This window comes from Roseovarius aquimarinus (assembly GCF_043661195.1).
GTDB lineage: Bacteria > Pseudomonadota > Alphaproteobacteria > Rhodobacterales > Rhodobacteraceae > Roseovarius > Roseovarius aquimarinus.
Window position 1 is genome coordinate 587,914 of the sequence record NZ_JBIHMM010000002.1, and the last position, 21,695, is coordinate 609,608.

A 21,695-nucleotide genomic window follows, 5' to 3' on the forward strand; every position below is an offset into this window, starting at 1 on the left:
GGGGCTTGGCTTTGCCATGCGTGCCATGCAATCTCGGGCGCGGCGGCGGAAGAGCGGGAAAGACGGCACCATGCGCATGATGATCTCTTTCGCGGCGCTTTTCCTGTCGGTCATTCTCATGCAGCTTTCCTCGGGCGGGCTCGGGCCGCTCGATGCGCTGAGCGGACTCGCGCTCGAATTCACGACGGCCGAGATCGGCCTTCTCGGCTCGGCGCATTTCTTCGGCTTCTTCATCGGCTGCTGGTGGGCGCCGCGTCTCATGGGCAGCGTGGGCCACAGCCGCGCCTTCGCCGCGTTCACCGCGACGGGGGCGATGTCGCTCATCGCGCATATGATGGTGATCGATGCCTGGGCCTGGGCGCTGATGCGCGTGGCGATGGGGCTGTGCGTCGCGGGATGCTACACGGTGCTCGAGGCGTGGCTTCAGGCCAAGGTCACAAACGCGACGCGCGGGCGCGCGATGGGGGTCTACCGCATCGCCGACTCGGGCGCGTCGCTCTTCGCGCAGATGCTGATTTCGGTGCTCGAGCCGGCGTCCTACGTCTCCTACAACATCCTCGCGCTGATCTGCTGCGCGGCCCTTCTGCCGATCACGCTGACCCGCGCCGAGCAGCCCGAGACGCCGAGCGCGCCGCGCCTGCGCCCCATGCTGGCCATCGCCTGCTCGCCGCTCGCGGCGGCGGGGGTGGTGACGGCGGCGCTCAGCAGCGCGACCTTCCGCATGGTCGGCCCGCTCTATGGCGAGCAGGTCGGCCTCGCGATCGAGCAGATCGCCTGGTTTCTGGCGGCCTTCGTGCTGGGCGGCGCGCTGGCGCAGTTCCCGGTGGGCTGGCTCGCCGACAAATTCGACCGCCGCCACGTCCTCATAGGTCTGTCGATCGCCGCCACCATAAGCTGCGTCGTCACCGCGCGGCTCGGGGCGATCTCGGCGGACGGGGTGATGCTGACGGCGTTCTTCTTCGGCGTGGTGTCCTTTCCGATCTATTCGGTCTCGGCGGCCCACGCGAACGACTTCGCCCGTGACGACCAGCGGGTCGAGCTGTCGGCGGCGCTCATGTTCTTCTACGCGCTCGGCGCCATCGCCGCGCCGCTGCTCGCCTCGAAGCTCATCCAGGGCTACGGCCCCTCGGCCATGTTCATGATGATCGCCGTGGGCCATGTGCTTCTGGTGGTTTTCGGCATCGCGCGGATGCGGGCGCGCCCGACGAGCGCCGCGCGCACGCGTTACGTCTGGAGCCCGCGCACCTCCTTCATCATCGGGCGGCTCACCCAGCGCTTCCGCGACAAGGGGTGAGGCCCGATCCTCTGGCAAAGCCGGCGCCCCTGCGCTAAAGCACGCGCCAAGGCATCAAGCGAGGCGCGGCATGGCACGGCATCTGATCACATCGGCGATTCCCTATATCAACGGGATCAAGCATCTGGGCAATCTCGTGGGCAGCCAGTTGCCCGCCGACCTCTATGCACGCTACCTGCGCGGGCGCGGCCATGAGGTGCTTTTCCTCTGCGCCACCGACGAGCATGGCACGCCCGCCGAACTGGCCGCCAAGAAGGCCGGGAAACCCGTCGATCAGTATTGCGCCGAGATGCACGGCGTTCAGGCCGAGATCGCCAAGGGCTTTCGCCTCAGCTTCGATCATTTCGGACGCTCGTCGAGCAAGCAGAACCACGCGCTGACCCAGCATTTCGCCGGCCGTCTCGCCGATCAGGGACTGATCCGCGAGGTGAGCGAAAAGCAGGTCTATTCCGTCGCCGACGCGCGCTTCCTGCCCGACCGCTATATCGAGGGCACCTGCCCCAATTGCGGCTACGACAAGGCCCGGGGCGATCAATGCGAGAACTGCACCAAGCAGCTCGATCCCACCGACCTCATCAATCCGCGCAGCGCCATTTCCGGCTCCACCGACCTCGAGGTGCGCGAGACCAAGCATCTCTATCTCATGCAGTCCGGGATGCGCGCCCAACTGAACGCGTGGATCGACGAGAAAACCGATTGGCCCATTCTCACCACGTCCATCGCGCGCAAATGGCTCAATGACGGCGACGGCTTGCAGGACCGGGGCATCACCCGCGATCTGCATTGGGGCATCCCGGTCAAGCGCGGCGATCAGGATTGGCCGGGCATGGAGGGCAAGGTCTTTTACGTCTGGTTCGACGCGCCCATCGAATATATCGCCTGCGCCGGGGAATGGGCCGAGGCGCATGGCCTTGGCGATGATGCGTGGGAGCGCTGGTGGCGCACGGACAAGGGCGCGGAGGACGTGCGCTATACGCAGTTCATGGGCAAGGACAACGTGCCCTTCCACACGCTCAGCTTTCCGGCCACCATTCTGGGCAGCGGCGAGCCATGGAAACTCGTCGATTACATCAAGTCGTTCAACTATCTCAATTACGATGGCGGACAGTTCAGCACGAGCCAGGGGCGCGGCGTCTTCATGGACCAGGCGCTCGACATCCTGCCGCCCGATTACTGGCGCTGGTGGCTGCTGAGCCATGCGCCCGAGTCGAGCGACTCGGAGTTCACCTGGGAGAATTTCCAAAGCTCGGTGAACAAGGATCTGGCGGACGTCCTGGGCAATTTCGTCAGCCGCGTGACCAAGTTCTGCCGCTCGAAATTCGGCGAGGCGGTGCCGGAGGCCGGCAGCTATGGCCCCGAGGAAGAGGCGCTGATCGAGACCATCACCGCCCGCGTGCGCGCCTATGAGCGCTCGATGGAGGCGATGGAGGTGCGCAAATCAGCCGCCGAGCTGCGCGGCATCTGGGTGGCCGGGAACGAGTATCTGCAATCGGTCGCGCCCTGGACCGTCTTCAAGACCGACCCCGACAAGGCCGCCGCGCAGATCCGTCTCGCGCTGAACCTCGTGCGCCTCTACGGCGTGCTGAGCGCGCCCTTCGTGCCCGATGCGGCGGCGGACATGCTGAAGGCGATGCAGACCGAGGACGACAGCTGGCCCGACGACGTGCGCGCGGCGCTTGGCGTTCTGGAGGCGGGCCATGCCTTCACCGTGCCGGATGTGGCCTTCGCCAAGATCACCGACGAGCAGCGCGAGGGCTGGCAGGCGCGGTTTTCCGGCGTGCGCGAGTAGCGGAGAAGGCAGGCGATAGGATTACGCCAGCTTCGACCGGGTGGGACATCGGAAAGCCGTTGGAACGGTGGCCTGCTGCGGTTCAGGCTGGGGAGTCTAATGCAGGCTTTGCGGGACTTAGCGAAGACTTGGGTCTTCGTTCCAAAGGTCTGCTATCGAGTTCCGTCGGACAACGATGATCTTGTCTGCGAGGCGGTCTCACCGAACCGCCTTTTGTAAGCACGCGAAAAGCTCTCGGGGTTGTCGAAACCACACATTCCGGCAATGGCGCTGATCCGGTAGCTGGAATTGAGCAGCAGGTTTTTGGCTTCGCTCAATCTGACATGACGGTAATAGGCGGCTGGTGATTGGTTGAGATGTCGCTGGAACAATCGGGCAAGGGTCCAGTGCGGAATTGCCAGCTGCTCCACGATTTTGGATATGGCAATCGGCTCCGATAAATTTCCAAGCATCAAATCGACAGCACGGCCCAACGTGCGGTCCAGTTTGCTCAAGGATGTTTCGGCCACCATTTTTTTCTGGTCGCGCACATGTCCGGAAGGGCGGTAGTTTAGGATTTCGGCTACACGTCTGGACATGTCGCGCGTGTTGAACCGTTCGATCAAAGCAAGCGTCATGTCGAACGTCGCAACGCCCCCGGCGCTGGAACAGCGGTCGCCGGACAGGTCATGCAGTCGATCGACAAACATCTGATCGGCATAGGCTTCGCGGTATCCACGCAAAGCTTCGTGATGAACCGCGGCAGGGGTCTTCGCCAGCAAACCAGCTTCGGCAAAGATCATTGCGCCCGTATCGACACAGCCCATCAGCGCACCTGCGCGTGCCCGGCGTCGCAGCCAGGAAAGCAGGGGTTTGGTCAATGCAATCTCGGGCGCATAGGCGGAGATGAGCAGGACGATGTCATCTTGCGCCTCGTCCAGAGGCTGGCTCTGAATCTCAAGCCCGCTGGAACTGCGCACAGGGCCGCCGAACGTCGACAGGATGCGCCACTGCCAGGATTTCTGAGCCAGCTCGCGATTGGCGACACGCAGGGGCTCCGTCACCAGCGTCAACGACAGGATCGGGAAGCTGTCGGTCAGAACAATTGCAACGCGTGGCATGTCTTCTCCGTCACTTTGTCAAACGGTGTCACTTCTTTGCTGATTGGCGTCAAGTCCGGCGCTCTGCTTCGCTGTAGCGTTTTCGGAACGTCATTTGCGCGCCGAAAACGCTCCATGAAAGGATAATGCAATGCCCGTGACGAAGATGAATGCGCACCATACCTGCTCCGATGCCGAATGGAACACGCGGGTTGAGCTCGCAGCCCTGTTTCGGATCATCGCCCATTACGGTATGTCTGACCTCGTGAATGGTGCCGTATGCGCCCGCGTGCCGGAGGAGCCGGACCATTACCTCGTGCATCCCTACGGCATGTTCTGGGAAGAAGCGCGCGCCTCGGATATGGTGAAAATCAACGCAGACGGCCAGCCCGTCGCCCCGGACGCCCCATGGTTGAATGATGGCGTGCAGAACCTTTGCCAATGGATATTGGGCTCGCGGCCGGACGCGAGCTTCTTCGTCCATGGGCATGATGAAGAGGTCATGGCTGTCGGCTCCATCGAGGACGGGTTGTTGCCGCTCAACCAACCTGCGGTCTATCTGGGCAATATCACAGGCTACATCGAATACGAATTCGAGGAAGATGAGGCCTTCGGCGCACATTTCGTAAAGCAGCTTGGAGACAACCAGATACTGATCAGCCGGAACCACGGCTATTATGCTCTGGGCGAGACAGCGGCTGCTGCTTTCTTTCGCGCTTACTTCTTGCGGCAAACCTGCAGCACGCAGATCAAGACATTGGCGATGGGCAGAGACCTGCACCTGATCGACCCGCAAAAAGTAGCGAGATATCAGGATCAAATGGCGGCTTCCGAACACTACAACTACAATGGAAAGACGGAATGGCCGGGACTTATCCGTATGCTGGAAAGTCGCGGCAGCGATCATGCAACCTAGGTTCCGGACGCTCCGAAGCGCGCCGTCTTGGATCGCGCAGTTTCTGCAAGCCTCGGCTTGAAGCTGATATTCGGGTCGGGATTGTCCGAAAATCAAAAAGGGCGGGCCAAACGGCCCGCCCTTCGTAATTCCGCTAGACTGGAGTCGCTTACGCGTCCTCGTCCAGCTTCTCGATCTCTTTCTCCAGCTCGGCTTTCGAGATTTCCTTCTCGGTCACCTTCGCCTGCTCGGCGACGTAGTCGATGACCTTGTCCTCGAAGATCGGCGCGCGCATCTGCTGCTGCATCTGCTGGTTCTGCTGGATGAACTCGAAGAACTGACGCTCCTGACCCGGATACTGGCGGGCCTGTTCCATGATGGCCTGCGTCATTTCCTGATCGGTCACCTGAATCTCGGCGCGCTGGCCAAGCTCGGCCAGCAGAAGGCCCAGGCGAACGCGGCGCTCGGCCAGCTTCTGGTGTTCGGCGGTGGTCTCGATCTCGCCGTGATCGTGGCCCTTCACCTCGGGGTTCTCGTCGTGCCAGAGCTGATGCGCGATCTGCTTGGCTTCCTGCTCGACCATCGAGGGCGGCAGATCGAAGCTGACCATCTTGTCCAGCTCGTCCAGCATCGCGCGCTTCATGATGGCGCGGCTGGCGCTGCCGTACTCGGCCTCGAGCCGCTCGCGAACCTGGCCCTTGAGGGTCTCGAGATCCTCGGAGCCGAATTTCTTGGCCAGCTCGTCATTGATCTCGGCGTCCTTGGGCGCCTTGACGGCCTTGATCGTGCAGCTGAAGACGGCTTCCTTGCCCGCCAGATGCGCGGCCTGATAATCCTCGGGGAAATTGACGGTGACGTCCTTCTCCTCGCCCTCCTTCACGCCGACGAGTTGCTCCTCGAAGCCGGGAATGAAGCTGCCCGAGCCCAAAACCAGCGGATAATCCTCGGCCGAGCCGCCTTCGAAGGCTTCGCCATCGACCTTGCCGACGAAATCCATCGTGACCTGATCGCCGTCCTTGGCCTTGGAGCCTTTCTTGCGGTCCTCGAAATCCTGCGCGTTCGACGCGAGGTTCTTGAGCGCCTCATCGACTTCGGCGTCGCCGGGCACGACTTTCAGACGCTCGAGCTTGATCTTGCTCAGGTCGAGCTCGGGAACCTCGGGAAGCGCCTCGTAGGACATTTCGACCTCGACGTCGTCGCCCTCTTTCCAATCCTCGTTGGTCATCTTCATCGCGGGCTCGGCGGCCGGGCGCTCGCCCTTCTCGGCGAAATGCGCCTTCATGGCATCGTCGACGGCCTCTTGCATGGCCTCGCCCATCACGCGCTGGCCGAACTGCTTCTTCAAGAGCGCAAGCGGCACCTTGCCCTTGCGAAAGCCCTTCATCTCGACTTCGGGCTGGGCTTCCTTGAGCTTCTCCATGACCTTGGCGTCCAGCTCCTGAGCCGTGAGGAGCATTTTATAGGCGCGCTTGAGGCCTTCGTTCTGGGTCTCGGTGACCTGCATTGTACGTCCTTATCCATTGCATTCGGGCCGCGGAGGCGTCCGCAGCGGTCAAAATCATGCGCTTTCTATGGGGGCACCGCTGCGCGCGCAAGGGGAGTCTTGGATTGCGTCAGCCGCGGCGAAGCGCCGCGCGCGCGGTCTCGACACCGACGAGCGCGAGCCCCGCGACCAGCCCCCAGAAGGCCGCCCCCACCCCGAGCAGCGTGAGGCCCGATGCGGTCACGACGAAGGTCACCGCCGCCGGCGCCGCATGCGCGCCCGATGCCAGCGCGCCGCCGAGCGCACCGATGAAAGGCCCCAGAAGCGCGACGCCTGCGACGACGGCGATGAGCGCGGGCGGAAAGCTCGCGAAAAGAAGGACGAGCGGCATCGCCACCAGCGCGATCGCGGCATAGCCGGCGGCATAGACCGGCCCGGTCAGCCAGCGCTTGCCCGGATCGGGATGCGCGTCGGGGCCGGTGCAGATGGATGCCGTGATCGCCGCGAGGTTCGTGCTATGCGCGCCGAATGGCGCCGAGGCGAGCGAGGCCAGCCCGGTCACCGTCAGGATCGAGCGGCCCGGCACCTGATAGCCCGCCGCCCGCAGCACGGCGAAGCCGGGCAGGTTCTGCGACGCCATCGTGACGAGGTAGAGCGGAACCGCGATGCCCAGTATTGCGCCCGCCTCCCATTCCGGCCGGACGAGATGCATCGGCGGCAGCCCGCCCTGCCAGACCGGATCGGCCAGTCCCAGAGCCATCGCCAGCGGCACTCCCGTCGCCAGCACCGCCAGAACAGCCCAGATCGGAGAGAAGGCCCGCACGGTGAAGAAGAGCGCCAGAAGAGGCAGGACCAGCCATTCCGCGCCCGGTATCACGAGGCCCGCCTGCGCGACGAAGCTGAAGAGAACGCCCGCGAGCATGGCAGAGGCCACCTCGCCCGGAATGCGCGCAACTGCCTTTTCGAGCGCGGGCACGAGGCCCGTTGCGATCAGCATGAGCGCCGCGATGACGAACGCGCCCGTCGCCACCTCCATCGACGTGGCACTGACCGCCGCGAGCACCGCCGCCCCGGGCGTCGACCATGCCGTGACGATGGGCAGTCGGTGGCGGATGCTGAGGATCGCCGTGGTCGCCATCATCGACAGGCACAGCACCGTGATCCACGTGGCCTTCTGCCCCTCCGTCGCGCCCAGCGCGTCCGCCGCCGACAGGATGATCGCGACCGAGCCGCCGAACCCCACGAGGACCGCCACGAGGGCCGAGATGATGACGGACATGCGCATGGCGGATCTTTCGCAAGCTGCTCTCGCCACGGGTTCTAGCCAAAGATCGGGGCAAGCGGCAGGGCAAAAGCGCCCGGGGCGGCGCCGAGGCACTTGGCGGGCTCTCGAAAGAGGTTCGTTTTTTCGGGAGAACTTGTTCTGGCGCGTTACGCCATTGGTGCGGTCGAGAAGACTCGAACTTCCACGGGTTTTACCCCACAGCGACCTCAACGCTGCGCGTCTACCATTCCGCCACGACCGCACTGTCATGGTGTGCCACGGCGTTTAGCGCCTCTCGCCGGGATTGTGAAGGGGGAAATCCGCGGAATTTTCGCATGCGCCCCGCAGCCGCCTTCGGGCGCTTTTCCCTTCCGGGGCGCCGGTGTATCACCGCCCCATGGTGGAATGGAAAACAACGCCCGGCCTGACCGGCTATGACGAGGCGCTCGCCCTCATGGAAGAGCGCGTGGCCGCGATCGCGGCCGGCACGGCGCCCGAACTCATCTGGCTGCTGGAGCACCCGCCACTCTATACCTCCGGCACGTCCTCGCGCCCCGAAGATCTGGTCGATCCTGCCCGATTCCCCGTCCATGAGGCGCGGCGCGGCGGGCAATACACCTATCACGGCCCCGGGCAGCGCGTGGTCTATGTCATGCTGGATGTGGGCAGGCGCGGGCGGGACGTGCGGGCCTTCGTGCAGAAGCTCGAGGCCTGGGTGGTCGCGGTGCTGGACGAATTCAACGTGACGGGCGAGCTGCGCGAGGGCCGCGTCGGCGTCTGGGTCACCCGCCACGACAAGCCGCTGAGCGCCTCGGGCGTCGCGCCCGAAGAGAAGATTGCTGCGATCGGCGTGCGGCTGCGCAAATGGATCAGCTTTCACGGCATTTCGATCAACGTGGAGCCCGATCTCGAGCATTTCAGCGGCATTGTTCCCTGCGGCATCGCCGAGCATGGCGTGACCAGCCTCGTCGATCTGGGTCTTCCGGTGACGATGGAGGATGTCGATGTCGCCCTGCGGCGACGGTTTGACAAGGTTTTCGGAGACATTTCAGACGCAGCGCGCTGAATGCGCATGAAAATGGCCCGCAATCCGGGGCGGATTGCGGGCCTCAACGCATCGTCATGCGGCGCTGCGCTCAGAAGGGACGGGAAGGGCGCGCGCAGGACGTGGGCAGCGTTGTCTCGTTAGCCGGCCGTCGGGTGACGGACGTCCTTGATCATCAGGTCGTCACCGCCCTTGCAGTGCTCGACGATCGCTTCGGCATAGGCGGCATCGTCGTCGCCCATGGCCTCATCGCGCTGACCTTCGCGGCCGGCATCGTCGTTCTGCGTGCCGTCGTCATTGGCCTGCTCGGTGCCGACTTCCGCCTCGGTCGCATCTTCGCCCATACCGGCGTCGCGCTGGCCTTCGCGGCCCATCTCGGCGCGTGCGGAGAGCTGATCGTCGGCGCTCATGGCGTTGTATTCGCCGCAGGTCATGTCGCCATGGTCGTCGGCGTAGGCGCCGGTCGACAGGGCGGTGCCCAGCGTCACGGCGGCGGCGGCGGTCAGCTTGGTGAAGTTGGTCATTTCAATCTCCTTGTTTCAACTCAGACAACGCGTCATGGCGCCTTTCGACAGCCTTCACGTCGCTTGGACCCCCAACACCGGCCCGGCGCGATCAGTTCCCGGCAGGCCCGCATTTTTTCTCCGCCCTGTTTCCGGGTAGCGGAGGAAGGGGCGAAACGGCCAAGGGCAGAGCGCAAGATAAAGCCCGCCGCGCATCCATGCACGCGGCGGGCTCAGGGTGGTGCTCGGCCCGTCAGGCCGAATCAGCAATCCATTTCGATCGCGACGGCGGGCGTCACTGGCCCATGCCATCGCCGGGAACGACATCCTTGACCAGAAGCTCGTCGCCGCCCTTGCAGTGATCGAGCACGGCCGCCATCATTTCGTCATCGTCGCCGCGCGCCATGTCCTGCTGGCCCTCCTGGCCGCTGTCCTGGTTCATCTCGTCATCCGCGCTCGAGCTGCTGACGGCTTCGCCGCCCGAGGCTTCTGTCGCGCCGTTCGCCTCGGCGCGTGCCGAATCGCGGCCTCCATCCGGGCCCTGGATCATCCCCATCGCCTCGATCTGGCCTTCGCTGTCCATCGCCATGAAATCCCCGCAGGTCATGTCGGTATCCGCGAAAGCCGCGCCCGACATCAGGCCGAGGGCAGCGGCGGCGGTCATCGTCTTGATCGTAAAAGTCATTAATTCATCCTCCAGATTGCGCCGCCACCGGCTGCACCATGCAGACGCGGCGCGCACCGGCAGACAAGACCGCCCGAGGCAGCCTTGTTCCGCACGTCCTCCACACCTTCGCGTGACAGGCGCGTGTGCAGGCGGCGCCGATCAGCGCGCGATGCAGGACAAATACGTGAAATTCAGGCCGCTTGGGGCCTGAAGGGTGCGACAATTTTATTTGATCGCAAGACCACTACGCCGTTGCCCGGCCCGGCCCGGCAGACTAAAACACCGACCAGCATACCCGCTCGCGCGGCGCTGATCGTTTGCGCGTGCGGCCCAATTCCAGCAGGAGGCACATATGGCAGATGCAGCCATCCATGGCCACGACCACCACGACGAACGAGGGTTCTTCACCCGGTGGTTCATGTCCACGAACCACAAGGATATCGGTATCCTCTACCTGATCACGTCGGCGATCGTCGGCCTGCTCTCGGTTCTTTTCACCATCTACATGCGCCTCGAGCTCATGGATCCCGGCGTGCAGTACATGTGCCTCGAAGGCGCGCGCTTCATCGCCGACGCCTCCGCGCCCTGCACCCCCGACGGGCATCTGTGGAACGTGATGATCACCTATCACGGCGTCCTGATGATGTTCTTCGTGGTGATTCCCGCCCTCTTCGGCGGTTTCGGCAACTACTTCATGCCGCTGCAGATCGGTGCGCCGGACATGGCGTTCCCGCGGATGAACAACCTCAGCTACTGGCTCTATGTCGCGGGCACCTCGCTGGGCGTCGCGTCGATGCTGACGCCGGGTGGCAACAACGGCGCGCTCGGCGCGGGCGTGGGCTGGGTTCTCTACCCGCCGCTCTCGACCAATTCGCCGGGCATCTCGATGGACCTCGCGATCTTCGCGATCCACGTGTCGGGCGCGAGCTCGATCCTCGGCGCGATCAACATCATCACGACCTTCCTCAACATGCGCGCGCCGGGCATGACCCTCTTCAAGGTGCCGCTCTTCGCATGGTCGATCTTCGTCACCGGCTGGCTGATCCTGCTGTCGCTGCCGGTTCTGGCGGGCGCCATCACGATGTTGCTGACCGACCGTAACTTCGGGACGACCTTCTTCGACCCGGCGGGCGGCGGCGATCCGGTGCTTTACCAGCACATCCTGTGGTTCTTCGGACACCCCGAGGTCTACATCATCATCCTGCCCGGCTTCGGCATCATCAGCCACGTCATCGCGACCTTCTCGCGCAAGCCCATCTTCGGCTACCTGCCGATGGTCTGGGCGCTGATCGCCATCGGCGCGCTCGGCTTCGTGGTCTGGGCGCACCACATGTACACGGTGGGCATGTCGCTGACGCAGCAGTCCTACTTCATGCTGGCCACGATGGTGATCGCGGTGCCGACGGGCGTGAAGGTGTTCAGCTGGATCGCGACGATGTGGGGCGGCTCGATCGAGTTCAAGACGCCGATGCTCTGGGCGTTCGGCTTCCTCTTCCTCTTCACCGTGGGCGGCGTGACGGGCATCGTGCTCAGCCAGGCCGGCATCGACCGCGCCTATCACGACACCTATTATGTCGTGGCGCATTTCCACTACGTGATGAGCCTCGGTGCCGTGTTCGCCATCTTCGCGGGGATCTACTTCTACTTCCCGAAGATGACGGGCCGCATGTATCCCGAATGGGCCGGCAAGCTGCACTTCTGGGCGATGTTCATCGGTGCGAACCTGACGTTCTTCCCGCAGCACTTCCTGGGCCGTCAGGGGATGCCCCGCCGCTACATCGACTATCCCGAGGCATTCGCCCTCTGGAACTGGTGGTCGTCCATCGGCGCGTTCATCTCCTTCGCGAGCTTCGTGTTCTTCTTCGGCGTGATCCTCTACGCGCTCTTCAAGGGCCGCAAGGTGACCGAGAACAACCCGTGGAACGAGTATGCGGACACGCTGGAATGGACCCTGCCCAGCCCGCCGCCCGAGCACACGTTCGAGCAGCTTCCCAAGCGCGAAGACTGGGACAAGGGCCACGCGCACTAGCCGCGGCTCGGACCGAATGACAGAAGGCCCCGGAGCGATCCGGGGCCTTTTTTCTTTTCCCAGCACGAAAAACGGGCATAACCTGCAGGAATTCCAACCGCGCATCCCGTCGCGCCCCGACTGCAAAGGTGCCTGGTGAAAGCGCAGCCCCACCCCCGACAAGACGAACGCCTCGTCCTGCTGCGCAGTTACGAGATCCTCGACACGGACCCGGAGAAGGATTTCGACGATCTGGTGCAGCTCGCCTCGCAGATCTGCGACACCAGCATCAGCGTCGTGAACTTCATCGACGAGGACCGCCAGTGGTTCAAGGCCGAGACGGGGCTGGGCGTGCGCGAGACGCCCCTCGCCACGTCACTCTGCTCGCATGTCATCCTCGAAAGCGAATTCGTCGAGATCGCGGATACGCTTCAGGACCCGCGCATGTCCGACAACCCGCTTTGCATGGGCGAGCCGGGATTGCGCTTCTACGCCGGCGCGCTCTTGACCGGCGAGGACGGCCTGCCGCTCGGCACGCTCTGCGTTCTGGATTATGCGCCAAAAGTTTTGACCCCGCTTCAGCGCGACACGCTGCGCGTGCTGGCACGTCAGGTGATGGCGCAGCTCGACATGCGCAAGGCGCTGCGCTCGAACACGCTGCTGCGCCAGGAGGTCGATCACCGCACCAAGAATTCGCTTCAATCGCTGTCGGCCCTCGTCAGCATCCAGCAGCGTCAGGCAGAGCAGGCCGAGACGAAACGTGCGCTCGGTGAGGTCAAAGCCCGGCTCGAGGCCGTGGCGTTCCTGCATGAGCAGCTCTATCGCGGCTCGGGCGCGCATGCCGTCGATCTGGCCGAGTACGGGCGCGCGCTCGCCGCGAACCTGTCGGCGCTCCTGCCCGAAAACGTGATGCTGAAGCTCGTCGCCGATCCGGTGGAGCTTTTGCCCGCCCAAGCGGTCGCGGTGGGAACGCTCATCAACGAGTTCGTGGCGAACGCGTCCAAGCACGGCTTTCCGGACGGCCGCGCGGGACGGATCGACGTGAGTCTCGACGCGCTGGAACATGGTCGCAAGGTGCGCATCACCTGCCGCGATGACGGCGTGGGCCTGCCGCAGGACGCGGAGCCGGGCCATGGCGGCCTCGGCATGCTCATCGCGCAGGTCGTCTGCGCCGAGCTGGAGGCGGAGCTTTTCATCGACGCCTCGGAGGGCGGGCCGGTTCTCAGCCTCGAATTCGACGTGGCGGAACTGGCCGGCTGAGCGCCTGAAACCCGCCCGGCTTGCGGCCGAAGAACACCTTGGTGACCTCCTCGCGCATGTCCCATGTGACGCGGCTGCCGTCCCGCAGAAAGAGGCTGTCTCCCGGCGCGAGCTCGCGCGCGTCACCCGTGGCGTGATCGATGAGGCGGCAGCGCCCCGCGAGGATGGTCATGAGCTCGTCACCCTGTTCGGTGCACTCGAACGCACCCGCCGTGCAGCGCCAGATGCCGAAGCGGGTCTCGTGCCCCGGCCCGCCGGCATCGAGACGCCCGAAGGTGCGCGGCGCGCCGCGCAGGATAACGTAATCGCTGACCGGATCGGTCAGACCCCACTCCTCGAGCGGGCCGACATCATCGCCCGGCGCGTAGAAGATCATCCCGCGCGTCCCGCGATCGGCCCGCGCCCATGCGTGCGGTCATAGCCATTCGGCGCCGGGCTCGACCAGCCGTCCAAAGCGCCCGGCGCGGGTGCGAAGACCTCGACCAGGAGCGGATGGCAGACCGCCACGTCCGAGGAATGCTGCGCCGAGCAATCGCCGCCGGGGCAGGCGCTGAGCGCGCCCAGAAGGTCGATCTCGGCGAAGAACTCGAGATAATCGCCGGGGCACACGGGGCTCGCCTTCATGAAATACTGCCCCGTATCGCGCGTGAAGCCGGTGCACATGAAGACGTTGAGCACGTCATGCACATGCCGCTCGGCCTCGTGCAGCGGCAGGCCGGTCTCGTCCGCCAAGGCGCGCGTCAGGTTCGAATGGCAGCAATGATGATACTGCCCGCCCGCCAGAAGATTATGCGTGTAGGGATCGCAGCGCGTGCCGATCACGTCATGGACCGAGCCGCCGAAAGCGTCGATGCCGTACCATTCGAGCGTGTCCTCCACGACCGTGGCCATGGGACGAAGGTAGGGAAAGCTCGACCACATGCGCTCGCCGCGCGTGATGTGCGTGCCGTGGAGCGCGCGCGTCTTGCCGGAATAGAACCGCTCGTCGAGATCCTCGGCGGCCCAGAGATTGAGGTCGCCCACCTGCGGGCCCTCGACTGACGTGATGCGAAAGAAATGCCCCGCCGGCGCCCGAAAGCAGCCCGCATCGCGCGGCGCGACGCGCAGCTCGGCTACCTTGACCGCGTCCGCCCGCGCCTTGGCGTATAGCGCGAGATCGGGCGTCGCCAGCGTCTCGTTGGGATAGCAGATCACGGGCGAAACGGCGCGGCGCGCCTCGGCGTCGGGGGGCTGGGTCATGAGCATCCTCTCGGGCGGTCTGTCGGGGCGGGCATCATTTGCCGGGCGCGGCGGCAAGGCAGATCTTGGGCGGCTTGCCCGTCCCGGTCCAGGTCTCGGCGCCGCAATTCATGCAGTGATAATAGCGCTGGCCGTCGGCATCGCGCGTGTGATCCTCCCGCCAGCGGCAATTCTTGGTGCCCGCGTCGGAAAAGATGACAATGAGGACGAAGGCGACCGCAAGTCCGATTACTGCAAACATCATCCGGTGACCCCTCGGCTTTTCCTCGCCCAAGGGGTAGCGCGCGGCGCCCCGGGCCTCAAGCCCGGCAGGGCCGCCGGATACAGGCGAATTGACGCTGACAGCCACGAAACAGGGCCTTTAACCGCGCCCTGCCCCTCTCTATAAGGACGTGATACCAACGACCCAGAGTCGCTTTTTGTGTTTACACCAGAAACAGGACACCGCCCTTCATGTCCATCTTGAGCAGAATTCCGGGGATGTTCACCTCGGACATGGCCATTGACCTCGGCACGGCGAACACGCTGGTCTATGTCAAGGGGCGCGGGATCATCCTGTCGGAGCCTTCGGTCGTCGCCTATCACGTCAAGGACGGCGTGCGGAAGGTGCTGGCGGTGGGCGAGGATGCCAAGCTGATGCTGGGCCGCACGCCCGGCAGCATCGAGGCGATCCGGCCCATGCGCGAGGGCGTCATCGCCGATTTCGACACCGCCGAGGCGATGATCAAGCATTTCATCCGCAAGGTGCATAAACGCACGACCTTCTCGAAGCCGAAGATCATCGTCTGCGTGCCGCATGGCGCGACGCCCGTTGAAAAGCGCGCGATCCGCCAGTCGGTGCTCAGCGCCGGTGCCCGCCGCGCCGGCCTGATTGCCGAGCCCATCGCTGCGGCCATCGGCGCGGGCATGCCGATCACCGATCCCACCGGCAACATGGTCGTCGATATCGGCGGCGGCACGACCGAGGTCGCGGTGCTCAGCCTCGGCGACATCGTCTATGCCCGCTCCGTCCGCGTCGGCGGCGACCGCATGGACGAGGCGATCATCAACTACCTGCGCCGCCAGCAGAACCTCCTGATCGGCGATGCCACCGCCGAGCGGATCAAGACCTCGATCGGCACCGCGCGCATGCCCGATGACGGACGCGGCGAGACGATGAAGATCCGGGGACGCGACCTTTTGAACGGCGTGCCGAAGGAAACCGAGATCAGCCAGGCCCAGGTGGCCGAGGCCCTGTCGGAGCCGGTGCAGCAGATCTGCGAGGCGGTGATGACCGCGCTCGAGGCAACGCCGCCGGACCTCGCCGCCGATATTGTGGACCGGGGCGTCATGCTCACCGGGGGCGGCGCGCTTCTGGGCGATCTCGATCTCGCGCTGCGCGAGCAGACCGGCCTTGCCGTAAGCATCGCCGACGAGAGCCTGAATTGCGTGGCCCTCGGCACCGGCAAAGCGCTCGAGTTTGAAAAACAGCTTCGCCACGCGATAGATTACGACAGCTAACCGCGCCCGCGCCGTGCCGCCGCCTGCCGGGGCGCGGCGCCAAGAGACCGCAGGGATCCCCGTTTGGCCAAGGATCGCAAACAGTCCGAAGACTATGCCGGCCCGCTCAAGCGGCTGATGCTGGGTGTGCTCCTCGTGTGCCTTCTGGGCCTCTTTCTGCTCTGGCGCATCGACAGCCCGCGCGTCGAGCGTTTCCGCGCGGCGGTGATCGACGCCGTCGTGCCGAATTTCGACTGGGCGATGGCCCCCGTGACCGGCACCGTCAATCTTTTGCGCGATTTCCAGAGCTATCAGCGTATCTACAGCCAGAATCAGGAGCTGCGCCGGGAGTTGCAGCAGATGCAGGCGTGGAAAGAGGCGGCGCTGCAACTCGAGCAGGAGAACGCCCGCCTTCTCGATCTCAACAACGTGCGGCTCGACCCGCGCCTCACCTATGTCACCGGCGTGGTAACCGCCGATAGCGGCTCGCCCTTCCGGCAATCCGTGCTGCTGAATGTGGGCGCGCGCGACGGCATCGTCGATGGCTGGGCCGCGATGGACGGGCTGGGCCTTGTCGGGCGCATCTCGGGCGTGGGCGACAATTCCTCGCGCGTGATCCTCCTGACCGACACATCGAGCCGCATTCCCGTGACCGTCCAGCCATCGGGCCAGCGCGCGCTCATCCTCGGCGACAATACCGCCGCGCCGCCCATCGACTTTCTCGAGGATGCGGGCAGCGTGCGGCCGGGCGACCGGGTCATCACCTCCGGCGACGGCGGCGTCTTTCCGGCGGGCCTTCTGGTGGGGCGCGTCGCGCTCGATCCGGGCGGGCGCCTGCGCCTGCGGCTCGCCGCAGATTACGAGCGGCTCGAATTCCTGCGGGTGCTGCGCAACCATGGCGGTACGCGCATCGACGACACGGGCGATCTGATCGCTCCCGACGCGCCGCCCACCGCCCCCCTGCCCGAGGCGCCCGCCGCCGCACGCCTCGCGCCCGAGCCCGCGACGCCCCCGGCCGGGAGCTCTTCGGGTGACTGAAGAGAGCCGCGCGCATCTCTGGGCCATGCGCGGCCTTTTCGCCGCGCTCTGCCTCGGCGTGATCTTCTGGCGCATCCTGCCGCTCGACACGCTGCCGGCGGGCTGGGCGGGGCCGGATCTCATCGTGGCCCTGGCCTTCGCATGGGCGCTGCGGCGCCCCTCCTTCGTGCCCGCGCTGCTGGTCGCGGTGGTCGTGCTTCTGGCCGATCTGATGTTCCAGCGTCCCCCGGGCCTTTGGGCCGCGCTCGTCGTGCTCGCCTGCGAGGCGCTGAAGGCGCGCGCGCCCGGCCTGCGCGACATGGGGTTCGGCCCCGAATGGCTGACCGTGGGCGTCGCGCTTCTGGCGATCACGCTGGCCTATCGGCTGAGCCTTGCCATCCTGCTCATTCCGCAGGCGCCGCTCGGCCTCAGCCTGATGCAAATGGCGATGACGGTGCTATGTTACCCCTTGGTGGTGCTCGTCTCATCGCTTGCCCTCGGGGTACGCAAGGCGAAGCCCAGCGAAGGAAGAGGACGGATATGAAACGCCAGACGCGCGATACGGCCATCAGTCAGCGGAGCATCACGCGCCGTGGCCTGATTCTGGGCGCGGGTCAGGCGGGTTTTCTCGGGCTGCTGGCATGGCGCATGCGCCATTTGCAGGTCGATCAGGCCGACCAGTTCCGCCTTCTGGCCGAGGAGAACCGGATCAAGATCCGGCTCATTCCGCCCGCACGCGGGCAGATCTTCGATCGCAACGGCATCGTGGTCGCCGAGAACGTGCCGAGTTACCGCATCATCCTCGAGCGCGAGGAGGCGGGCGATGTGGAGGACACGATCGCGCGGCTGGGCCGCCTCATCCATCTCGATCCCGAGGATCTCGAGCGCGCCCGCGAGGAGATGCGCCGCTCACGCGTGCACCCTGTGACCATCGCCGACCGCATCAGCTGGGAAGAGCTGAGCCGCGTTGCGGTCAACGCGCCCGCCCTGCCCGGCGTGCGCCCCGAAGTGGGCCTGTCGCGCCGCTATCCGATGGAGCAGGAATACGCGCATGTGCTGGGCTATGTCGGCCCGGTCAGCGATTACGACCTCGAGAAGATCGAGGCGCCGGATCAGCTTCTGCTCATCCCGCGCTTCCAGATCGGCAAGGTCGGTCTCGAAAAGATGCAGGAGGACCTGCTGCGCGGCAAGGCCGGAACCAAGCGGATCGAGCAGAACGCGGCGGGCCGCGTCATGCGCGAGCTCGATCGCCGCGAGGGCGAGCCGGGCCGCGACGTGCAGATCACCACGGACAGCAACCTGCAAAGCTATGTCCATGCGCGGCTCGAAGGCGAAAGCGCCGCCGCCGTCGTGATGGATTGCGAGAGCGGCGACATCCTCGCCAGCGTCTCGACCCCGGGCTTCGACAGCAACCTCTTCGTGCGCGGCATTTCCGTCAGCGACTACAACGCGCTTCTCGAAAACAAGTATCGCCCGCTGCCGAACAAGGCGGTGCAGGGCATCTACCCCCCCGGCTCGACCTTCAAGATGGTGACCGCGCTCGCCGCGCTGGAAGACGGCAAGGCCACGGCGGAGGATACAGTCTATTGCCCCGGCCACCTCGAGGTGAGCGGGCGGCGCTTTCACTGCTGGAAGCGCGCGGGTCATGGCAACATGGACCTCAGCGGCGCGCTGCGCGAAAGCTGCGACGTCTATTTCTACGAAATGGCGCTGCGCACCGGGATCGAGAAGATCAGCGAGATGTCCCACAGGCTCGGGCTCGGGGTCGCGCATGACCTGCCGATGACCAGCGTGGCCGAGGGGCTGATCCCGACCAAGGACTGGAAGCGCAGCGCGCGCGGCGCCGAATGGGTGATCGGCGACAGCGTCAACGCCTCGATCGGCCAGGGCTTCGTGCTCACCTCGCCGCTGCAACTCACCGTCATGACCGCGCGGCTGGCCACGGGGCGGGCGGTCACGCCGCGGCTCATCAAGTCCGTCGACGGGGTCGAGACGCCCACGGGCCACGGCGAGGATCTCGGCCTCAACGAGAACAACCTGCGCAACGTGCGCCGCGCGATGTACGATGTGTCGAACAACAAGCGCGGCACCGCCTATCGCAGCCGCATCATCGCCGAGACCATGCGCATGGCCGGCAAGACCGGCACGAGCCAGGTGCGCAACATCACCGCCGCCGAGCGCGCGCAAGGCGTCGTGCGCAACGAGGACCTGCCGTGGGAGCGCCGCGATCACGCGCTCTTCGTGAACTACGCGCCCTACGAGAACCCGAAGGTCGCCGTCTGCGTGGTTGTCGAGCATGGCGGCGGCGGCTCGGCCGTCGCCGCCCCCATCGCGCGCGACATCACCTTGCAGGCGCTCTACCAGGGCGATCCGCCCCTCGACGCCTATCCCGCCGCCGACCGCGCCCGCATCGAGGCGCAGCAGAAACGGCTGCGCGACGCACGCCCGCATCACGGCCCGAAACCGAGCGATCGCGCATGAGCTATCTCGAATATTCGGTCAAGAGCGTCCCCACGGGCCTTCGCAAGATCCTCTACGTGAACTGGCCGCTTGCGGTGCTGCTCGTCGCGGTGGCCTGCGTCGGCTTTCTCATGCTCTATTCGGTGGCGGGCGGCTCGCGCACACCGTGGATGGACCCGCAGATGAAACGCTTCGGCGTCGGTTTCGCGGCCATGCTGATCGCGGCGATGGTGCCGATCTGGTTCTGGCGCAACATCTCGGCGCTCGCCTATGCGGTCTCGCTGGCGCTGCTCGTGGCGGTCGAGTTCGTCGGCACCGTCGGCATGGGCGCGCAGCGCTGGATCGATCTCGGCTTCATGCGCCTGCAACCTTCGGAGCTGATGAAGATCACGCTCGTGATGCTTCTGGCCGCCTATTACGACTGGCTGCCGCTGCAAAAGACGTCGCGGCCGCTCTGGGTGATCATCCCCGTCGCCATCATCCTCGTTCCGGTCTATCTCGTGCTCAAGCAGCCCGATCTGGGCACGTCGATCCTGCTGATCGCGGCGGGCGGCGGAATGATGTTTCTCGCCGGGGTGCATTGGGCCTATTTCGCGGGCGTCTTCGCGGCGGGGATCGGTCTCGTCACCGCCGTTTTCAAGAGCCGCGGCACGGATTGGCAGCTCATCGCGGATTACCAGTTCCGCCGCATCGACACCTTTCTCGATCCCAGTCAGGACCCGCTCGGCGCGGGCTATCACATCACCCAGTCCAAGATCGCGTTGGGATCGGGCGGCTGGACGGGGCGCGGCTTCATGCAAGGCACACAATCGCGGCTCAACTTCCTGCCCGAGAAGCATACCGACTTCATCTTCACCACGCTGGCCGAGGAATTCGGCTTCATCGGGGCGATCTCGCTTCTGGGGCTCTACGCGCTCATCATCGTCTTCTGCATCGTGACGGCGATGACGAACCGCGACCGCTTCTCGTCCCTGCTGACCCTTGGCGTCGCGGCGACGTTCTTCCTCTTCTTCGCGGTCAACATGTCGATGGTCATGGGGCTTGCACCCGTTGTCGGCGTGCCGCTCCCGCTGGTGAGCTATGGCGGCTCGGCCATGTTGATCCTCATGATCGGTTTCGGCATGGTCCAGAGCGCGCATGTCCACAAGCCGAGGTAACCCGATGCCCGTCAATATTTTGTTCGCCGCCAAGGACGAACGCTGGCCGCAATACGAGGGCCCCCTGCGGCGCGCGCTGGAGCGCGCGGGCATCGAGGATTACGTGCTCTCCCGCGACATCGCACCCGAAGAGGTGGATTACATCGTGCTCGCCCCCAACGGCCCGGTGCAGGACTTCACGCCGTACACGCGCTGCAAGGCCGCGCTGAACCTCTGGGCCGGGGTCGAGAACATCATCGGCAACCCGACGCTGCACATGCCGCTGGCGCGCATGGTCGATCATGGTCTGACGCGCGGCATGGTCGAATGGGTGACGGGCCATGTGCTGCGCCACCATCTCGGGATGGACGCGCATATCCACGGGCAGGACGGGCAATGGCGCAAGCATATCCCGCCGCTCGCCGAGGAGCGGCGCGTGACGATGCTCGGCCTCGGGGAGCTGGGCGCCGCCTGCGCCGATGCGCTGCGATATCTCGGCTTCGACGTGACGGGCTGGAGCCGCTCGCAGAAGGACCTGCCGGGCATTCGCTGCCTCGCCGGCGAGGACGGTCTGAAAGAGGCGCTGGAGCGCGCCGAGATCCTCGTCCTGCTCCTGCCGAAGACCGCCGACACCGAGAACCTTCTCGATGCCGAGGCGATCGCGCGGATGCCGCGCGGCGCAATCATCGTCAATCCGGGGCGCGGGCCGCTGATCGACGACGACGCGCTTCTCGCGGCGCTGGATGCGGGCCATATCGCGCATGCGACGCTCGACGTCTTCCGCACCGAGCCGCTGCCGCAGGGGCATCCCTACTGGGCGCATCCTTCGGTGACCGTTACGCCCCATATCGCCTCCGAGACACGCGACGAGACCGCGAGCCAGGTCATCGCCGAGAACATCCGCCGCGGCGAAGCGGGCGAGCCTTTCCTGCATCTGGTGGATCCGAAGCTGGGATATTGAGCTGGCGCTGAGCCAGGTGTCGCTTGATAGCTTCACTTCGCTGAGCTGGGCGAGCGCCTGCCCGTGGGATGGCGCTGCGCCGGACATTCGGTGTGCTTTATTCTTCCTAACACATC

Annotated in this window: 20 protein-coding genes and 1 tRNA gene; 12 read left to right on the plus strand and 9 right to left on the minus strand. The window is 65.3% G+C overall.

Features of this window, described 5'->3' with window-relative positions; all coding sequences use genetic code 11:
- The first annotated feature begins 70 nt into the window (after positions 1–70).
- Positions 71–1,294 carry an MFS transporter gene (locus ACGRVM_RS10330; protein WP_377170178.1) on the plus strand — a complete coding sequence of 408 codons (1,224 nt, stop codon included), beginning with the start codon at positions 71–73 and terminating at the stop codon, positions 1,292–1,294.
- A 70-nt stretch (positions 1,295–1,364) separates the two neighbouring features.
- On the plus strand, positions 1,365–3,083 hold the full coding sequence (gene metG, locus ACGRVM_RS10335; RefSeq protein WP_377170176.1) for a methionine--tRNA ligase: 1,719 nt from the start codon (positions 1,365–1,367) through the stop codon (positions 3,081–3,083).
- Positions 3,084–3,235: 152 nt separating this feature from the next.
- Here metG and ACGRVM_RS10340 read toward each other — a convergent pair whose 3' ends face one another.
- Positions 3,236–4,183 carry a GlxA family transcriptional regulator gene (locus ACGRVM_RS10340; protein ID WP_377170174.1) on the minus strand — a complete coding sequence of 316 codons (948 nt, stop codon included), beginning with the start codon at positions 4,181–4,183 and terminating at the stop codon, positions 3,236–3,238.
- 130 nt (positions 4,184–4,313) lie between these two features.
- Between ACGRVM_RS10340 and ACGRVM_RS10345 the strand changes: the two genes are divergently transcribed.
- A complete protein-coding gene (locus ACGRVM_RS10345; RefSeq protein WP_377170172.1) occupies positions 4,314–5,078 on the plus strand; it encodes a class II aldolase/adducin family protein in 765 nt (254 codons plus the stop codon).
- Positions 5,079–5,226: 148 nt separating this feature from the next.
- Here the strand turns inward: ACGRVM_RS10345 and tig are convergent, their stop codons facing one another.
- From tig to ACGRVM_RS10360, 3 genes are all read right to left on the minus strand, one after another.
- Positions 5,227–6,561, minus strand: coding sequence for a trigger factor (gene tig, locus ACGRVM_RS10350; protein WP_377170170.1), 1,335 nt, complete (start codon positions 6,559–6,561; stop codon positions 5,227–5,229).
- Between the two features lie 109 nt (positions 6,562–6,670).
- Positions 6,671–7,819 (minus strand): benzoate/H(+) symporter BenE family transporter, encoded by a 1,149-nt coding sequence (locus tag ACGRVM_RS10355; RefSeq protein ID WP_394624049.1) that lies wholly within the window; start codon positions 7,817–7,819, stop codon positions 6,671–6,673.
- Positions 7,820–7,980: 161 nt separating this feature from the next.
- Positions 7,981–8,066 (minus strand) — tRNA-Leu (locus tag ACGRVM_RS10360).
- Positions 8,067–8,201: 135 nt separating this feature from the next.
- Between ACGRVM_RS10360 and lipB the strand changes: the two genes are divergently transcribed.
- The gene (lipB, locus tag ACGRVM_RS10365) at positions 8,202–8,870 is read left to right on the plus strand and encodes a lipoyl(octanoyl) transferase LipB (protein WP_377170166.1); all 669 of its coding nucleotides are present in this window, start codon (positions 8,202–8,204) and stop codon (positions 8,868–8,870) included.
- Between the two features lie 119 nt (positions 8,871–8,989).
- On the opposite strand, the gene ACGRVM_RS10370 is transcribed toward lipB, so the two are convergent.
- Together ACGRVM_RS10370 and ACGRVM_RS10375 are read right to left on the minus strand one after the other, a co-directional pair.
- A complete protein-coding gene (locus tag ACGRVM_RS10370; RefSeq protein ID WP_377170164.1) occupies positions 8,990–9,373 on the minus strand; it encodes a hypothetical protein in 384 nt (127 codons plus the stop codon).
- Between the two features lie 274 nt (positions 9,374–9,647).
- The gene (locus tag ACGRVM_RS10375; protein WP_377170162.1) at positions 9,648–10,037 is read right to left on the minus strand and encodes a hypothetical protein; all 390 of its coding nucleotides are present in this window, start codon (positions 10,035–10,037) and stop codon (positions 9,648–9,650) included.
- Positions 10,038–10,371: 334 nt separating this feature from the next.
- On the opposite strand from ACGRVM_RS10375, the gene ctaD reads away from it, so the two are divergent.
- Complete coding sequence (gene ctaD / locus ACGRVM_RS10380; RefSeq protein WP_377170160.1) at positions 10,372–12,048, plus strand: cytochrome c oxidase subunit I; 1,677 nt, start codon at positions 10,372–10,374, stop codon at positions 12,046–12,048.
- A 135-nt stretch (positions 12,049–12,183) separates the two neighbouring features.
- Positions 12,184–13,287 carry a histidine kinase dimerization/phosphoacceptor domain -containing protein gene (locus ACGRVM_RS10385; protein ID WP_377170158.1) on the plus strand — a complete coding sequence of 368 codons (1,104 nt, stop codon included), beginning with the start codon at positions 12,184–12,186 and terminating at the stop codon, positions 13,285–13,287.
- Here ACGRVM_RS10385 and ACGRVM_RS10390 read toward each other — a convergent pair.
- The 3 genes from ACGRVM_RS10390 to ACGRVM_RS10400 are packed head-to-tail and all read right to left on the minus strand — an operon-like array spanning position 13,250 to position 14,770.
- Positions 13,250–13,663, minus strand: a complete 414-nt coding sequence (locus tag ACGRVM_RS10390; RefSeq protein WP_377170156.1) for a cupin domain-containing protein — start codon at positions 13,661–13,663, stop codon at positions 13,250–13,252. The genes ACGRVM_RS10385 and ACGRVM_RS10390 overlap by 38 nt on opposite strands.
- Positions 13,660–14,526 (minus strand): urea carboxylase-associated family protein, encoded by an 867-nt coding sequence (locus ACGRVM_RS10395; protein ID WP_377170154.1) that lies wholly within the window; start codon positions 14,524–14,526, stop codon positions 13,660–13,662. Before ACGRVM_RS10395 ends, ACGRVM_RS10390 begins: the two co-directional genes overlap by 4 nt.
- Before the next feature lie 34 nt (positions 14,527–14,560).
- Positions 14,561–14,770: a hypothetical protein gene (locus tag ACGRVM_RS10400; protein WP_377170152.1), complete on the minus strand. Its 210-nt coding sequence runs from the start codon at positions 14,768–14,770 to the stop codon at positions 14,561–14,563.
- Positions 14,771–14,979: 209 nt separating this feature from the next.
- On the opposite strand from ACGRVM_RS10400, the gene ACGRVM_RS10405 reads away from it, so the two are divergent.
- The 6 genes from ACGRVM_RS10405 to ACGRVM_RS10430 all read left to right on the plus strand — a co-directional run bounded on the left by ACGRVM_RS10405 (position 14,980) and on the right by ACGRVM_RS10430 (position 21,579).
- Positions 14,980–16,026: a rod shape-determining protein gene (locus ACGRVM_RS10405; RefSeq protein ID WP_076531468.1), complete on the plus strand. Its 1,047-nt coding sequence runs from the start codon at positions 14,980–14,982 to the stop codon at positions 16,024–16,026.
- Between the two features lie 63 nt (positions 16,027–16,089).
- Positions 16,090–17,043, plus strand: coding sequence for a rod shape-determining protein MreC (gene mreC, locus ACGRVM_RS10410; RefSeq protein WP_377170150.1), 954 nt, complete (start codon positions 16,090–16,092; stop codon positions 17,041–17,043).
- Positions 17,036–17,566 (plus strand): rod shape-determining protein MreD, encoded by a 531-nt coding sequence (locus ACGRVM_RS10415; RefSeq protein WP_377170148.1) that lies wholly within the window; start codon positions 17,036–17,038, stop codon positions 17,564–17,566. Before mreC ends, ACGRVM_RS10415 begins: the two co-directional genes overlap by 8 nt.
- Positions 17,563–19,503 (plus strand): penicillin-binding protein 2, encoded by a 1,941-nt coding sequence (gene mrdA / locus ACGRVM_RS10420; RefSeq protein WP_377170145.1) that lies wholly within the window; start codon positions 17,563–17,565, stop codon positions 19,501–19,503. The genes ACGRVM_RS10415 and mrdA overlap by 4 nt, the downstream gene beginning before the upstream one ends.
- Positions 19,500–20,639 (plus strand): rod shape-determining protein RodA, encoded by a 1,140-nt coding sequence (gene rodA, locus ACGRVM_RS10425; RefSeq protein WP_377170143.1) that lies wholly within the window; start codon positions 19,500–19,502, stop codon positions 20,637–20,639. The genes mrdA and rodA overlap by 4 nt, the downstream gene beginning before the upstream one ends.
- Positions 20,640–20,643: 4 nt before the next feature.
- Complete coding sequence (locus ACGRVM_RS10430; RefSeq protein WP_377170141.1) at positions 20,644–21,579, plus strand: 2-hydroxyacid dehydrogenase; 936 nt, start codon at positions 20,644–20,646, stop codon at positions 21,577–21,579.
- Positions 21,580–21,695: the final 116 nt, after the last annotated feature.

Bases quoted from the DNA above. Each gene is read 5' to 3' on its own strand.
- ACGRVM_RS10355 (WP_394624049.1), bottom strand. From the start codon at position 7,819: ATGTCCGTCATCATCTCGGCCCTCGTGGCGGTCCTCGTGGGGTTCGGC.
- lipB (WP_377170166.1), top strand. From the start codon at position 8,202: ATGGTGGAATGGAAAACAACGCCCGGCCTGACCGGCTATGACGAGGCG.
- ACGRVM_RS10405 (WP_076531468.1), top strand. From the start codon at position 14,980: ATGTCCATCTTGAGCAGAATTCCGGGGATGTTCACCTCGGACATGGCC.
- metG (WP_377170176.1), top strand. From the start codon at position 1,365: ATGGCACGGCATCTGATCACATCGGCGATTCCCTATATCAACGGGATC.
- ACGRVM_RS10340 (WP_377170174.1), bottom strand. From the start codon at position 4,183: ATGCCACGCGTTGCAATTGTTCTGACCGACAGCTTCCCGATCCTGTCG.
- rodA (WP_377170143.1), top strand. From the start codon at position 19,500: ATGAGCTATCTCGAATATTCGGTCAAGAGCGTCCCCACGGGCCTTCGC.
- ACGRVM_RS10395 (WP_377170154.1), bottom strand. From the start codon at position 14,526: ATGACCCAGCCCCCCGACGCCGAGGCGCGCCGCGCCGTTTCGCCCGTG.
- ACGRVM_RS10390 (WP_377170156.1), bottom strand. From the start codon at position 13,663: ATGATCTTCTACGCGCCGGGCGATGATGTCGGCCCGCTCGAGGAGTGG.
- ACGRVM_RS10400 (WP_377170152.1), bottom strand. From the start codon at position 14,770: ATGATGTTTGCAGTAATCGGACTTGCGGTCGCCTTCGTCCTCATTGTC.
- tig (WP_377170170.1), bottom strand. From the start codon at position 6,561: ATGCAGGTCACCGAGACCCAGAACGAAGGCCTCAAGCGCGCCTATAAA.
- ACGRVM_RS10375 (WP_377170162.1), bottom strand. From the start codon at position 10,037: ATGACTTTTACGATCAAGACGATGACCGCCGCCGCTGCCCTCGGCCTG.
- ACGRVM_RS10330 (WP_377170178.1), top strand. From the start codon at position 71: ATGCGCATGATGATCTCTTTCGCGGCGCTTTTCCTGTCGGTCATTCTC.
- mrdA (WP_377170145.1), top strand. From the start codon at position 17,563: ATGAAACGCCAGACGCGCGATACGGCCATCAGTCAGCGGAGCATCACG.
- ACGRVM_RS10345 (WP_377170172.1), top strand. From the start codon at position 4,314: ATGCCCGTGACGAAGATGAATGCGCACCATACCTGCTCCGATGCCGAA.
- ACGRVM_RS10370 (WP_377170164.1), bottom strand. From the start codon at position 9,373: ATGACCAACTTCACCAAGCTGACCGCCGCCGCCGCCGTGACGCTGGGC.
- ACGRVM_RS10430 (WP_377170141.1), top strand. From the start codon at position 20,644: ATGCCCGTCAATATTTTGTTCGCCGCCAAGGACGAACGCTGGCCGCAA.
- ctaD (WP_377170160.1), top strand. From the start codon at position 10,372: ATGGCAGATGCAGCCATCCATGGCCACGACCACCACGACGAACGAGGG.